Source organism: Mesorhizobium sp. M0768, from assembly GCF_040320195.1.
Taxonomy (GTDB): Bacteria; Pseudomonadota; Alphaproteobacteria; order Rhizobiales; family Rhizobiaceae; genus Mesorhizobium.
In genome coordinates, this window is record NZ_JAMYPD010000034.1 from 24,055 (window position 1) to 37,159 (window position 13,105).

Below are 13,105 nucleotides of genomic sequence, written 5' to 3' on the forward strand. Positions count from 1 at the left end.
CCGGCATCTCTGCACCTGGGCGAAGATGCGATGCAGGTCGCTCTGATTCCCTCCACCCGATCACACCGGCAAAAGGGCGTTCGGCTTGACATCGGCGATGGAGGCGAAAGTGTGCGTTTCGCGCACGCCAGGTAGTGGCAGGATGACCCGCTGCAGGAAATCCTGGAACACCGCCATATCGGCGATCCGCGCCTTGACCAGATAATCGAAACCGCCAACCACCATATGGCACTCCAGAACCTCCGGAGCTTTCGCCACGGCTTCGGCGAAGCGGTCAAAGATATGCGGCGCCGTGTGGTCAAGCCGGACCTCGATGAACACCAGCGTTCCCCGGCCGACCTTGCGCGGATCGAGCACGGCCCTGACCGCGGTGATGAACCCGTCGCGGAACAGGCGCTTCACCCGCTGGCTGGTTCCGGTCGGCGACAGCCCGACACGCCCGGCCAGATCGAGCGTCGTCCGGCGCCCGTCCTCCTGCAGCAGCCGGAGCAGGCTGCGGTCTATCTGGTCGAGGTCGTCCATTTCACAATCCACGCTATCTCAGGGATTTTATGTGCTGATTTCACGCAAAGATGTCGAAATCAACGTATTTCATCGCATAAACCCCCGCAATAGCCTGCGCTTCTCTCACCCACTCAAAGCAAATGTGGTGAGCCGATTTCGAGAAACAAAAGGAGTGCAGGATGACCAAGGAAGCGTTCAGCCCAGCCGGCAGGAGTGCGGCGGAAATCAGCAAGGGAGCGACCGAGATCCTGGTGCTGAGCGAAGCCGACGTGATGGCGTGCATCGACCTCAGTCAGCTTCTCGATGTTCTGGAAGACGGCTTCAAGGCGCTGTCACAAGGCAAGGTCGTCAATCCACCCCGACCACAGCTCGACATCCCCGAGGCCGGCTACAGCCTCGCCATGCCGGCCTGGATGGAGGGCATGAACCTGACCGTCAAGATCGTCAACGTCTTCGAAGGCAACCTGGCCAAGAACCTGCCCAGCCACCTCGCCACCATCACCCTGTTTGATCCGCTGTCCGGCCTGCCGGTCTGTATCATGGACGGCACCTTCATAACCGCGGTGCGGACCTCCGGCTCCGCCGTGCTGTCGGTGCGCACGCTTGCCCGCAGGGACGCCAGGATAGCGACCGTGGTCGGCGCCGGCGTGCAGGCCAACCAGCACCTGCATCTGTTGCCCTTGGTGCGCGACTTTGCCGAAATCCATGTCGCTTCGAAGAGCTTCGACGATGCGGCAGCGCTTGCCCGGCTGCATCCGTCGGTGGTGGCGGTCGCCGATCTCGAGACGGCAGTGCGCAGTTCCGACGTGGTGTGCCTGGCGACCCACTCCTACCAGCCGGTGATCGACGCAGGCTGGGTCCAGCCGGGCACGCATGTCTCCTCGGTCGGGGTGGCGCCGCCCGGCGGTGAAATGCCGATCGAGCTCATCGGCAGATCCAGTCTTTTTGTCGAAACCAAGGATGCATTCAAACCGACCCCGGTCGGATCTTGCGAGCTTGCCGGCTTCGACCCGGATTTCGGCACCGAGCTTGGCGCCATGCTGCTCGACCGCGCGCCGGGCCGCGTTTCGGATCAACAGATCACCACCTACAAGGCGATGGGCACTGCGATGGAAGACATGGTCGCTGCCGACCTCGTCTATCGTTGCGCCCGGCGTCTGCGCAAGGGAAAGCTCATCGTGCTGTAGGGGCGCGCCGCACGCCAGGCGGGATCGACGGTGCTGACAATGGCGCTTTCGCGCAAGCGGCCGGGCTAAAGGCCGGCCCCTCAGGCCGGCTCGCGCTTCAGCGCCTGCGCCATGCAGTGAATGCCGCCGCCGGTCTTCGAGATCTCGCTCATGTCGATGGCCGCCACCTCGAAGCCGCGCGCCTTGAGCTGGCCGATCAGCGTCTGGCTCGAGGTCGGGGCGATTACCCTGTCCTTGCCCAGCGACATGAAGTTGCAGCCGAGCGCCATAGTATCCTGGAACGGCACGTCGATGATCTCGTGGCCCTTGCCCTTCAGCCAGTCGACGATGCCGGGCTCTGTACAGGCAAGGCAGACGGCGGTCAGCTTTTCGGCGATCGGCACCACCATCAGGTCGATATGGACGTAATACTCGTCGATGAAGGCGATGCGGGTCTCCCAGCCCTCCTTGTCGAACCAGGCCTGGACCTGGCGCGCGCCCTCCTCCTGCGTGCGGGCGCCACCGCAGCCGATCAGCACGACGCCGTCCTCGATGACGTTGAAGTCGCCGCCCTCGAACGTGCCCGCGGTGACCATGTCGTAGATCGGGATGCCGAGCTTCTCATAGGTGCGGATCGCCGCGTAGTTCTCGCCGCGCCGCCACCATTGCGACATGGCGGTGATGATGGCGCCGTACGGCGTCATGACGCTGGAATCGCGCGAGTAGACCTGCATCGGCAGTTCCGGCGTCGGCTCGTGCCAGTGGATGTTGACACCGAAATGCTCATAGGCGGCGACCAGGTCCTTGTGCTGCGCCTGCGCGATCTGGACGTTGCATGGCGCTTCGCGCAGATGCTTGCGCGACAGCGAGCTGGTCGAGAGATGGCGCAGGAAATTCGGCGAGCCGAGCAGCACGTCGGTCAGCACGTCGGTTTCGTTGGCGAAGCCCCAGGCGGTCAGCGGCTTGGTTCCGCCGGCCGGGTTCCGGTGCTGCAGCGAAAACGCCTCGGCGACGATGCGGTCATGGACGGTCATGGGGTTTCTCCTCGTGAAGGGCGGCTTGGTTGATCATGCGGCTTGGTTGCCTGGTATCCACCAATCCCGTCCGCGCGGGGTGGTGATGTATTCCGGCCAGCGAAATCCGATGGGCGGATCGTAGTCGCAGAGCGGCGCGATCCAGTTCGAGCCGCCGATGCCGCCGGTGCGGGCGACGAATTCATCCATCGCCGCGTTGCGCGCGGCATCGTCTTCCAACAGGCGAAGTGCTGCCAGCGCGACCGTCTTTGCGGCGCAGATGACCATTGGGTCGATGGTGGCAGAAATGCCGCCCAGCGCATTCATCGCCCAGGACGGAAACGCGTGGCCGTTCTCGGATCGCAGCGCCGGCCGGGCGACGTAGAACCGCGCCGTCGGCGTCTGCCACGACATGTCGGTGTAATCGTCGGAGGTCGAATTCAGCTGCGATGGCGGCAAGTCACGGCGCAGGATCGCCTCGGCATCCTGTGGTGCAATCAGCCGCTCCAGTTCGTCGATGAATGGTTCCTCGGTCGCCTCGCCCCCGGCATTGACCTGGACTTCGCGGGCGATCGCCTTGGCCGTCTTGTCCCAGCACGGCGGCCCGACCGCCGCCAGCGCGTCGAAGGCAATGCCGGCCATTGCGTGGTTGGCAAGCCCCGGCCGCGACTTCGACACCCAGTGCCGCTCATGGCGGCAGCCGCTCATCCTGGCTGCGGCTTCCGCATTGCGGTCGAGCACGGCGGTGACCTGCTCGGCCATCGCAAGCGTCGGCACGCGGATCATGTACTGGATCTCGGCCAGCCCGGCCGGCAGATTGTCGGCGGTCGCCTGGCCCGCCGTCAGGATCGCCTCGCTGATCGACCAGCCACCCTGGTGCGGCAGCATGGAATCGCGCAGCGCCTTGGAGGCCATGTACATCATCATGAGCGCGTCGTTGGCGCCGGGCGCCCTGACTGCCGAATGCGCCTGCGGGATGGGTGCTGCGCCGCCTGCCGCCCTCGCCCAATGTTCCGGCTCGTCGCACACAAAGCGGTAGATCATCGCATAGGCCGCACCGCAATGCGTATCCCAGCGCGCGGTATTGCAGAGCGGCAGCATATAAAAAGGATGGAAGGAGACCATGCCCGCCAGCCCATCGTAATAGCCCTTCGCGGCATGGATCGGCTTCGACCCGCGCACCTTCTCCGCCGGCTCGCCGGTGAAGCGCAGCGTGCCTGATATGCCGTGGCGCTGCATCGCCGCCTTGGTCGCCAGCAGCCCGCCGAGGCTGGCAATGCCGAGGCCGGAATGCGGATCGGTGTGGCCGCCAGCCTGTTCGCCGAGGCCCGGGCGCGGTCGCTTCACCGTCGCCGCATCCTGGCAATTGCCGGGCACTGCATCATACTCGGCATACAGGCCGATGGTCGGCCCCGCGCCATTGGTCCAGTGGGCGCAGAAGGCGGTCGGCATGCCGCCAGAACCTTCCTCGACGGAAAAGCCTTCGTGCTTCAGATGCTCGACATACCAGGCGGCCGACTGGTATTCGCGCCAGGCGGTCTCGCCGAAATCGAAGATCGCCCGAGTCCACGCCGATAGCGACGGCTGGATGTCGTCCAGAAAGGCAAGTGCGGTCACTTGCGCGGAGGTCACCGGTTTCTCCATGGCGGAAAGAAAGCAGTGAAGCGCCCCGCCAAAAAGTGATATGTTTTCCCGGCTCATGCAAATTCGGTTCACCTCTTGAGAATTCCCTCGACGCAGGCGCTGCGCGCCCTCGACAGTTTTGCCCGCCACGGCAGCGTCTGGCGCGCCGCCGACGAACTGCATCTGACCCGCAGCGCAGTCAGCCATCAGCTTCGCCTGCTCGAACGCGATCTCGGCTTCGACCTGCTCGAGCGCATTGGCAAGGGCGTGGCGCTGACGCCACGCGGCCAGCGCTATGCCAGCGACGTGCGCAAGGCGCTGACGGTGCTGGGCGACGCGGTGACACGCCATGCCGGCACCGGCATCGGCGGCTCGTTCAGCGTCAGTTGTACGCCGGGTTTCGCCTCGCTGTTCCTGTGCACCCATATCGGCGAGTTCCGGCAGATGTACCCCGATGTCGCGCTGCGCATCCTGACGCCGCGCCGTCTCGACGACGTGAGCAATGCCGAGGCCGATGCCTTCATCGCCTTCGGCGTCGGCAATTGGCCGAACCGCGCGGTCGAGCTGTTGTGCGGGATCTCCTTTACGCCGCTGTGCAGCCCGACGCTGCTCAACAAGATCGGCGGCTTCTCCAAGCCGGCCGACGTGCTGCGCGCCAATCTCCTGCATCTCGGCGATACCGAGGACTGGGCGCGCTGGCTGGCGCTGTCCAAGGTCGAGAACCCCGACCCGGAAGGCGGCATCTTCTTTTCCGACATGAACCTGGTCTTTTCGGCGGCGATCGCCGGCCAGGGCATCGCCATGGGCGACGAGCTGACCAGCGGCCGGGCACTGAGCGAAGGCCGGCTGGTCCGCCCCTTCGACATAGCGATCAATTCACCGCGCTCGTATTTTCTGGTTTCCGAGCACGCCAAGGCGGCGCATCCGGTGCTGGAGGCGTTTGGGCGGTGGCTGCGGTCGAAGCTGTCGGAGAACCAGCGTTAATCTCCCCCCTCGAGGGGGAGATTGGCGCATAGATGAATCAAATTTGCCGATCAGGCGAAAACTATTCGGTTGCGGTGAGCCGCCGCCCTGCCTACGATTTCGGCTACGCTAAGGAAAGGGCAGGATGCAGCAACCCGGCCGGGCCGCAGAGATCAAGGCAATCGGGATCGGCAAGAGCTTCGGCTCGTTCCGTGCGCTGGACGATCTGACGCTCGATATCGGCCGTGGCGAGTTCCTCACCCTGCTCGGCCCCTCCGGTTCCGGCAAGACCACCTTCCTGATGATCCTTGCCGGCTTCATTCAGCCGACCGACGGTCGCCTTTACAGCGACGGCGTCGACATCACCGAGCGGCCGGCCGAGCAGCGTGCCGCCGGCATGGTATTCCAGGGCTATGCGCTGTTCCCGCATATGAGCGTCGAGGCCAACATCGCCTTTCCGCTCAAGGTGCGAAAGAAACCGGCGGCCGAGATCAAACGCCGCGTCGGCGAAATGATCGAGCGCGTCGGGCTCAAGGGCCACGAAAAGAAACTGCCGTCGCAATTGTCCGGTGGCCAGCAGCAGCGGGTCGCACTGGCGCGGGCGCTGGTGTTCGAGCCGGGCGTACTTTTGCTCGATGAGCCGTTTTCAGCACTCGACAAGGGCCTGCGCGGCCAGATGCAGGCCGAGATGAAGCGGTTGCACCAGGAGACCGGCACCACCTTCGTCTTCGTCACCCATGACCAGAGCGAGGCGCTGGCGTTGTCATCTCGCGTCGCCATCTTCAACCACGGCAAGTTGCTGCAGGTCGGCGCGCCGGACGAGGTCTACGACCGGCCGGACAACCGCTTCGTCGCCGAGTTCCTGGGCGAGATCAACATGCTGCCGCTGAAGGGCGTACGCCCGGCCAACAATGGCTCGACGGGCCTCTGCGAAGACCGCGCGATCAGCATGCGCTGCAAGGCCGAGAAGGTCCGGGGCGACGCCATCCTGGCGATCCGGCCCGAATACATGTCGATCGCCCGCGAAGCCGCGACAGGCGAGAACGGCATTGCCGCGACTGCCGTCGCCTCGACCTATCTCGGCGCTGCGACGCGGCTCGATCTGACGACGCGGCAAGGCGCCAAGGTGACGATCTCTGTGCCGAACGAGGTCGCCGCTTCCGCGCTCAGCAAGGGCAATTCCGTCTGGCTGACCTGGCCGGCGGAGAAAGGCTTCCTCCTTCCGAACGGAGGACAATGACGATCGGCGCGGCGAATTCGCCAAGCTGACTTTCAGGAAATATCAACGACAAAAAAGGGGAACTGACATGACAAACCAAACCAAGAAAAATTCCATCGAGGCGCTATCCGCCAGGGCAGTGCGCGGCGAGATCTCGCGCCGGCAGTTTACGCAGCTGGCCGCACTGGTGCTGGCCGGCACGCCGATGCTGCTGCGCTCGACCGGCGCCTTTGCCGCGGCTAAGGAACTGGTGCTCGTCAACTGGGGCGGCGACGCCATTACCGCCTATGACGCGGCTTACGGCCAGGCCTTCACCAAGGAAACCGGCATTGTCGTTAAGATGGACGGCTCCGGCCCGACCGAAGGCGCGATCGCGGCGCAGTTCAAGAGCGGCGCCCCGACCTGGGACCTGGTCGACGTCGATCCGTTCTCGGCCATCACGCTCGGCGCCCAAGGCATGCTCGAGCCGATCGATTATGCGGTCGTCGACAAGAAGAAGATGCGGCCGGGCTTCGGCTGGGAATACGCCGCCTCGACCTATTTCTTCTCCTATGTCATCGCCTATGATGCCGAGAAATACGGCAGCCAGGCACCAACCGGCATGGCCGACTTCTTCGACGTGGCAAGATTCCCCGGCAAGCGCTCGCTCTACAAATGGGGCGTGTCGAGCTGGGAAGCGGCACTGCTCGCCGACGGCATCGCACCGGCATCGCTCTACCCGCTCGACCTCAAGCGCGCGCATGACAAGATCGCCGCCTTCAAGGAAAACGTCGTCGCCTATTGGGGTGGCGGCGCCGAAAGCCAGAGCGTGCTGCTCAATGGCGAGGCCTCGATGGCGATCGTCTGGTCGACCCGGGCTTCGCTCATCGAGCAGGATTCCGGCGGCAAGATCAAGTTCATCTGGGACCAGGGCCTGATCTCGCCCGGCGCGCTCGCCGTGCTCAAGGGCAATCCCGGCGGCAAGGACGCGGCGATGAAGTTCATCGCCAGCACCCAGGACCCGGAGAAGGAACTCATCATGTTCGAAAAGCTCGGCCAGGGTCCGGCCAACCCGGCCACCGATGCGCTGATACCCGCCGACAAGAGGCGCATCAATCCGGTCGATCCCGAGAACATGAAGAAGCAGATCCCGCTCGACATGGATTGGTACGCCAAGAACTACGGGGCGGCACTCGACGAATACACGAAGATCATCTCCGCCTGATAAGCCGGGATAACCGGATGAGAGCATACCTCTCCGACAGGATGGGCGCGGCGCTGTTGATGGCGCCGCTGCTCCTCTTTCTTGTGCTGGCCTATGCCTGGCCATTCCTTGGCGTGGTTAAATGGAGCTTCACCCTGCCCACGCCGGGGCTGGGGCAGTACAATGCGCTGCTCACGGATCAGTTGGTGCAGTCGGTCTTCATCCGCACGCTGCGTATCGCCGCGATCGTGACGATCGTTTCGGTTGTCGCCGCCTACGCCATCACCGTTGTCTGGGTACGCGGCACGCCGGTGCAGCGCGTCGTGGCCGAGTTCTGCATCCTGGTGCCGTTCTGGATCTCGGTGCTGACGCGCGCCTTCGGCTGGGTGGCGCTTTTGTCCAATCGCGGCCTGATCAACACCTGGCTGCAGGCGGTCGGCTTCATCTCAGAGCCGCTGGCGCTGGTGCGCAACGAGTTCGGCGTTATCGTCGGCATGACGCATTTCCTCATTCCCTTCGCCGTGTTTCCGCTGGCCTCATCGATGCGCAGCCTCGACGATCGTGTGCTGCTGGCGGCGCGCGGCCTCGGCTCCAGCCGTATGCGCACCTTTTGGTCGGTATTCGTGCCGATGACCAGCTCCGGCATCATCGGCTCGGCGCTGATCGTCTTCGTCTTTTCGCTCGGCTTCTTCGTCACGCCGGCGATCCTCGGCGGCGGCCGCAGCGTGATGATCGCCGAGCTGATCTACCTTCGCATCTTCCAGAGCCCGGACTGGGGCCTGGGCGCCGCAATCAGTGTCGTGCTGGTGCTGTTTGTCGGCGCGCTGATGGCGCTGCTGTTCCGCTATATCAGACCCAAGCAACTGGTGTAGCGCGATGCCGACCTACCGCCCCGGTCCCGTCTCGCTGGTCCTCGCCGCCCTCGTCGCGCTGTTCCTGCTGCTGCCGCTGCTCGCCGTCATCCCGGTATCGCTGACGCCGAGCCGCATGCTGGCGATGCCGTCGGGCGAATTGTCGCTGCGCCATTACCGGGCGCTGATCGAGGATCCGCGCTGGATCAATTCGATCCTGCTCTCGATCAGGATCGGCATCGTCAGCAGCGCCTTTTCCACCGTGCTGGCGCTCTGCTTCAGCCTCGGCATCTGGATGTTCCAGCCGCGCTTCACGGCAGCATTGGTCGGTTTCGTGCTGCTGCCGATGGTGGTGCCGCCGGTGGTCTCGGCAATCACGCTCTACTTCCTGCTGACCTCGATCTCCGGGTTCTCGTCGTTCTTCGGCTATGACACCTGGCTGGGTGTCGTCATGGCGCATGCGGTGATGACGGTGCCCTTCGCCACGGTGCTGATCCTGGTGTCGCTCAGCCAGCTCGACCGCCGCATCGACCTCGCCGCCCGTGGCCTCGGCGCCACCGTGTGGGAGCGCGCCACCCGCATCATCATGCCCAATATCAAGTTCGGCATCGTCACCGCGGCGTTGTTGTCTTTCGTGCTGTCCTGGGAGGAGATCGGCGTCACCCTGTTTATCACCTCGGTCAACGCCATCACGCTGCCGCGCTTGATGTGGATGGGCCTGCGCGACAACATCGACCCGGCGATCGCCGCACTCTCGGTGATCCTGATCGTCATCACCGTACTGGTGCTTGTGGCGCGCAGCGTCGTGGTCAGGCTGCGCGAGGCGCAGTGAGGGCCGCCTCACGCCGTGGTGACTGGCGCGAATGAAACCTTGCGCTACGATTTTCGTTATAGATGGTTCAACACGTCGAGGGCTCTGCCATGAACCAGGGATGGTTTGCCAAGCCGGTTGCGGTTGCGGTCGGCATCGTGGGAGATATCCGCAACATTTCCAACGCACGGCAGGCTGTCGAGTTGCTGGAAGCCCACTGGCGTGACGCCGGCAGCGCCAAACACGGCTTGGCGCTGCGCACATGCCGCCGTGCCATGAGTGACGACCGCTGGACCGAAGCCGCCAGGGACGCGTTCGTCGAGGCCGCGCGGGAAGCGCATGTCCTGGTCGAGCGAGCCGTCGAACCGGAGAACCGGTCCAGGCAGGCGGGACCGTGATCGATTTTTGAGAGCTCGGTGGTCCGGCGGATCTATTGCATCTCAGGCAGCATGCAATCTTGGAACGGCGCTGACGTCGACCTCGCGCTCCGCATGCCAGGCATCATAGGCAGCCTGCATCCTGAGCCAGATCGCGGCGCCGTCGCCGAACATCTTTCCAAGACGGGCAGCGACAGCCGGCGACACCGGCTTCTTTTCGCGGATGATGTCATAAAGCTGCTGGCGCGAGATTCCGAGCAGATTGGCGATCTCCACCTTGGTCTTTCCGGTTGCCGGGATAATGTCGTCAAGCAGCGCTCCAGGGTGGGATGGGCAGCGCTCGATCGGACGCATCGGCTCATAAGAGGTCATGGGCTGGTTGTCCTTTCGCTTGGGGCGCCACGTACCCATAATGATATTGTTCGAAATCTACCCGGGTTGCCAGACCTCCCGAAAACCTGGCGGAGTTGTGGCACAGCGCCACCCACTATCCCATGGCGTGGCGGATGGTCTTGGACAGGCGGCTCAAAAATGCCGGCCTCGACGACTCATCAAGCTTCCACGACAGCACCGCGGTCGCCATTTTCCGCGGCAATACCCCGACCGACAGGAACCAGGCGGCAAGGATCGCGCGCCGCCGCAGGGATGCGGTCATTTCGAGGCTGGCGACGGCGCCGGCCGCCCCGAGCGCCAGCCGGGAATCGTCGGCCACGGGATGTCGGCCGCTGTCCGCGCAAAGCGACGCCAGCCGCTCTTCCAGGTGGACCGGATCGTGGCGGACAGCATCCGACGGCACGATGGTCAGGCCGATCCCGGAAGCCTGGTCCGACAGCGCCTGCATGCGGCGGAAATCGTGGGTTACCCGCCAGCGTGCCCGCTCGGCGAGCTTTTCACCGAAGACTGAATGGTTGGCGCCATGGATCCGGTAGGCGCCGAGGCATTCGTCGATGGACTGGACGTGCCCGTACATCGGCGCCAGCGTTGCCAGATAGCCGTCGGCGCCCTGGCGGAACTCCGGCTCCGGTATCGGCATGATCGATTCGAGCGTTGCGCGGTCAAAGGCCAGCCCGCTGGTCACGGTCGTCTGATAGCGGCCCTTGTGCAGTAGTTTCGGCATGACGTCGCCGCTGTCGAAAGGCAATTCGGGCGGCGGAAAGACATCCTTGATGCGCTGTCCTTCGTCGACGATATGCAGTCTGGACTGGACCTGGGCGGTTGCCTCGTCCCAGGTTTCGACAATGGTGGAGACGGCGGTCGGATAGAGATAATCGTCGGCGTCGAGGAACAGGACGATCTTGCCCGAGCTCGCAGCGAAGCCGGTGTTGAATGCCGCCGCGTGTCCGCCATTTTGCGCTCGCGGGCATGCGAGGATCTCGTCGCGATAAGATTCCATGATTGTCGTGGAATTGTCCTGCGATGCATCGTCGACGACGATGACTTCGACATCCGCGTAGTCCTGCTCGAGAGCGCTGTCGATGCTGCGTTTGAGGAACCGCGCGTAGTTGTAATTCGGGATGATGATGGATACCGGAATCCTGTTTTGGACAGACTGCATCGCGTTTGACCTCGCATCTTGCTTTGGTTCGGCAAAGGCCCGCTCATGGGCCCGCCCCCCTCTTCAAGCGCCCCTCTTGGCGCGCAACGAGTTCCCTGGGAGAAAGCCTGCGCTTCCCACGAGGAGACGGGTCACGTTTCGCTTTGCGACTTCGTACTGAGGCCGCCATTGCCTTCGAGGCTGCTGCCATGGTCAGGGTCGGCGGCAGCAAAAGCTCCGACGGTTCGGCAAGGATGATGTTGCAAACCGAGCCCGACGGAAATGTCTCGCCTCGCGATCAGGTCGGGAGCGAAGCGGACGGTGCCATGAAGGCACGGCGGATACTGGCCTGCAAATGCGGCTGGAACAAGCCCCGCGTCGAAAATAGCGCCACTTCAGGTTGCGTTTCAGGCGGCATGCCGCGACCGCCGCCGCTGTTGCCCCGAAGCCGGCGAACCGCCTCCGGGGCCTTGTGGTCATGTGGCCTGGACGGTCAGGCGGCCTGCAAACCCGGCAGCGACAGGTCGACTTCCTCCGGCAAGTCGCCGGCCATGGCGGCGGCAAACTTCGTCTGGTCGAGTTCTCCCTCCCAGCGTGCCACCACGACCGTCGCCACCGCATTGCCGATAAAGTTGGTCAACGCTCGGCATTCCGACATGAAGCGGTCGACGCCGAGGATCAGCGCCATGCCGGCGACCGGCACGGTGGGGACGACCGAAAGCGTTGCCGCCAGCGTGATGAAGCCGGCGCCGGTGATGCCGGCGGCACCCTTGGAGCTCAGCATGGCGACAGCGAGCAGCAGAATCTGGTCGCCGTAGGTGAGTGGCGTGTCGGTCGCCTGCGCGATGAACAGCGCCGCCAGCGTCATGTAGATGTTGGTGCCGTCGAGGTTGAAGGAATAGCCGGTCGGGATGACCAGACCGACCACCGAGCGGTTGCAGCCGGCGCGCTCCATCTTGGCCATGAGGCCCGGCAATGCCGCTTCCGAGGACGAGGTGCCGAGCACCAGCAGCAGCTCTTCCTTGATGTAGCGGATCAGCGCCAGGATCGAGAAGCCGTTGTAGCGGGCGACAGCGCCGAGCACCACCAGCACGAACAGCAGCGCGGTCAGGTAGAACGTGCCGATCAGCATGGCGAGGTTGGCGATCGAGCCGATGCCGTATTTGCCGATCGTGAAGGCCATGGCGCCAAACGCGCCGATCGGTGCGGCCTTCATCAGGATGGCGACGAGGCGGAAGATCGGCGTGGTCAGCGCCTGCAGGAAATCGACGACCGGACGGCCGCGATCGCCGACCAGCGCCAGGGCGACACCGAACAGCACCGAGAAGAACAGCACCTGCAGGATGTCGCCCTGCGCGAAGGCGCCGGTGATGGTGTCGGGGATGATGTTCATCAGGAAGCCGACGATGGTAGTGTCGTGCGCCTTCTCGGCATAGGCCGCCACCTTGGCGGTATCGAGCGTCGCTGGATTGATGTGCATGCCGGCGCCGGGCTGGACGACATTGGAGACGACCAGGCCGACGACCAGCGCCAGCGTCGAGAACACCAGGAAATAGATCATCGCCTTGCCGGCGACGCGGCCGACCTTCTGCAGGTCGGAAACACCGGCGATACCGGTCGCCACGGTCAGGAAGATCACCGGCGCGATCACCATCTTCACCAGCTTGATGAAGGCGTCGCCGAACGGCTTCATCGCCTCGCCGGTTTCGGGATAGAAATGGCCGAGCAGCACGCCGGCGGCGATCGCCGCGAGCACCTGCACATAAAGATGCCGGTATAAGGGAAGTTTGCCGCGCGGCTCGGCGGCAGCGATTGCTGTCTGCATAACGTCCTCCATGGCGCCCCGATCGAAAGCTCGACT

General features: G+C 64.2%; 13 protein-coding genes. 7 read left to right on the top strand and 6 right to left on the bottom strand.

Annotated elements, in window-relative coordinates; translation table 11 throughout:
• Positions 1 to 60: 60 nt before the first annotated feature.
• A complete protein-coding gene (locus tag NKI08_RS28850) occupies positions 61 to 522 on the bottom strand; it encodes an Lrp/AsnC family transcriptional regulator (protein WP_352774336.1) in 462 nt (153 codons plus the stop codon).
• Positions 523 to 683: 161 nt separating this feature from the next.
• Between NKI08_RS28850 and NKI08_RS28855 the strand changes: the two genes are divergently transcribed.
• Positions 684 to 1,691, top strand: a complete 1,008-nt coding sequence (locus tag NKI08_RS28855) for an ornithine cyclodeaminase family protein (protein ID WP_352774338.1) — start codon at positions 684 to 686, stop codon at positions 1,689 to 1,691.
• A gap of 80 nt (positions 1,692 to 1,771) precedes the next feature.
• Here the strand turns inward: NKI08_RS28855 and NKI08_RS28860 are convergent, their stop codons facing one another.
• Together NKI08_RS28860 and NKI08_RS28865 are read right to left on the bottom strand one after the other, a co-directional pair.
• A complete protein-coding gene (locus NKI08_RS28860; RefSeq protein WP_352774340.1) occupies positions 1,772 to 2,704 on the bottom strand; it encodes a dimethylarginine dimethylaminohydrolase family protein in 933 nt (310 codons plus the stop codon).
• 33 nt (positions 2,705 to 2,737) lie between these two features.
• Positions 2,738 to 4,327 (bottom strand): zinc-binding metallopeptidase family protein, encoded by a 1,590-nt coding sequence (locus tag NKI08_RS28865; RefSeq protein ID WP_352774372.1) that lies wholly within the window; start codon positions 4,325 to 4,327, stop codon positions 2,738 to 2,740.
• A 75-nt stretch (positions 4,328 to 4,402) separates the two neighbouring features.
• Between NKI08_RS28865 and NKI08_RS28870 the strand changes: the two genes are divergently transcribed.
• The 6 genes from NKI08_RS28870 to NKI08_RS28895 all read left to right on the top strand — a co-directional run bounded on the left by NKI08_RS28870 (position 4,403) and on the right by NKI08_RS28895 (position 9,731).
• Positions 4,403 to 5,290 (top strand): LysR substrate-binding domain-containing protein, encoded by an 888-nt coding sequence (locus NKI08_RS28870; RefSeq protein ID WP_023677271.1) that lies wholly within the window; start codon positions 4,403 to 4,405, stop codon positions 5,288 to 5,290.
• A 124-nt stretch (positions 5,291 to 5,414) separates the two neighbouring features.
• Positions 5,415 to 6,509, top strand: a complete 1,095-nt coding sequence (locus tag NKI08_RS28875) for an ABC transporter ATP-binding protein (RefSeq protein WP_023677270.1) — start codon at positions 5,415 to 5,417, stop codon at positions 6,507 to 6,509.
• 67 nt (positions 6,510 to 6,576) lie between these two features.
• Complete coding sequence (locus NKI08_RS28880) at positions 6,577 to 7,692, top strand: ABC transporter substrate-binding protein (protein ID WP_352774342.1); 1,116 nt, start codon at positions 6,577 to 6,579, stop codon at positions 7,690 to 7,692.
• Between the two features lie 17 nt (positions 7,693 to 7,709).
• A complete protein-coding gene (locus tag NKI08_RS28885) occupies positions 7,710 to 8,543 on the top strand; it encodes an ABC transporter permease (RefSeq protein WP_352473751.1) in 834 nt (277 codons plus the stop codon).
• A gap of 4 nt (positions 8,544 to 8,547) precedes the next feature.
• Positions 8,548 to 9,354 (top strand): ABC transporter permease, encoded by an 807-nt coding sequence (locus NKI08_RS28890; RefSeq protein WP_352774344.1) that lies wholly within the window; start codon positions 8,548 to 8,550, stop codon positions 9,352 to 9,354.
• A gap of 89 nt (positions 9,355 to 9,443) precedes the next feature.
• Positions 9,444 to 9,731 carry a DUF982 domain-containing protein gene (locus NKI08_RS28895; protein ID WP_352473753.1) on the top strand — a complete coding sequence of 96 codons (288 nt, stop codon included), beginning with the start codon at positions 9,444 to 9,446 and terminating at the stop codon, positions 9,729 to 9,731.
• Between the two features lie 42 nt (positions 9,732 to 9,773).
• Here NKI08_RS28895 and NKI08_RS28900 read toward each other — a convergent pair whose 3' ends face one another.
• The 3 genes from NKI08_RS28900 to NKI08_RS28910 form a co-directional block, all read right to left on the bottom strand.
• The gene (locus tag NKI08_RS28900; RefSeq protein WP_352774347.1) at positions 9,774 to 10,082 is read right to left on the bottom strand and encodes a HigA family addiction module antitoxin; all 309 of its coding nucleotides are present in this window, start codon (positions 10,080 to 10,082) and stop codon (positions 9,774 to 9,776) included.
• Between the two features lie 115 nt (positions 10,083 to 10,197).
• Positions 10,198 to 11,265 (bottom strand): glycosyltransferase family 2 protein, encoded by a 1,068-nt coding sequence (locus tag NKI08_RS28905; RefSeq protein WP_352774349.1) that lies wholly within the window; start codon positions 11,263 to 11,265, stop codon positions 10,198 to 10,200.
• 472 nt (positions 11,266 to 11,737) lie between these two features.
• On the bottom strand, positions 11,738 to 13,069 hold the full coding sequence (locus NKI08_RS28910) for a dicarboxylate/amino acid:cation symporter (RefSeq protein WP_031211944.1): 1,332 nt from the start codon (positions 13,067 to 13,069) through the stop codon (positions 11,738 to 11,740).
• Positions 13,070 to 13,105 lie beyond the last annotated feature (36 nt).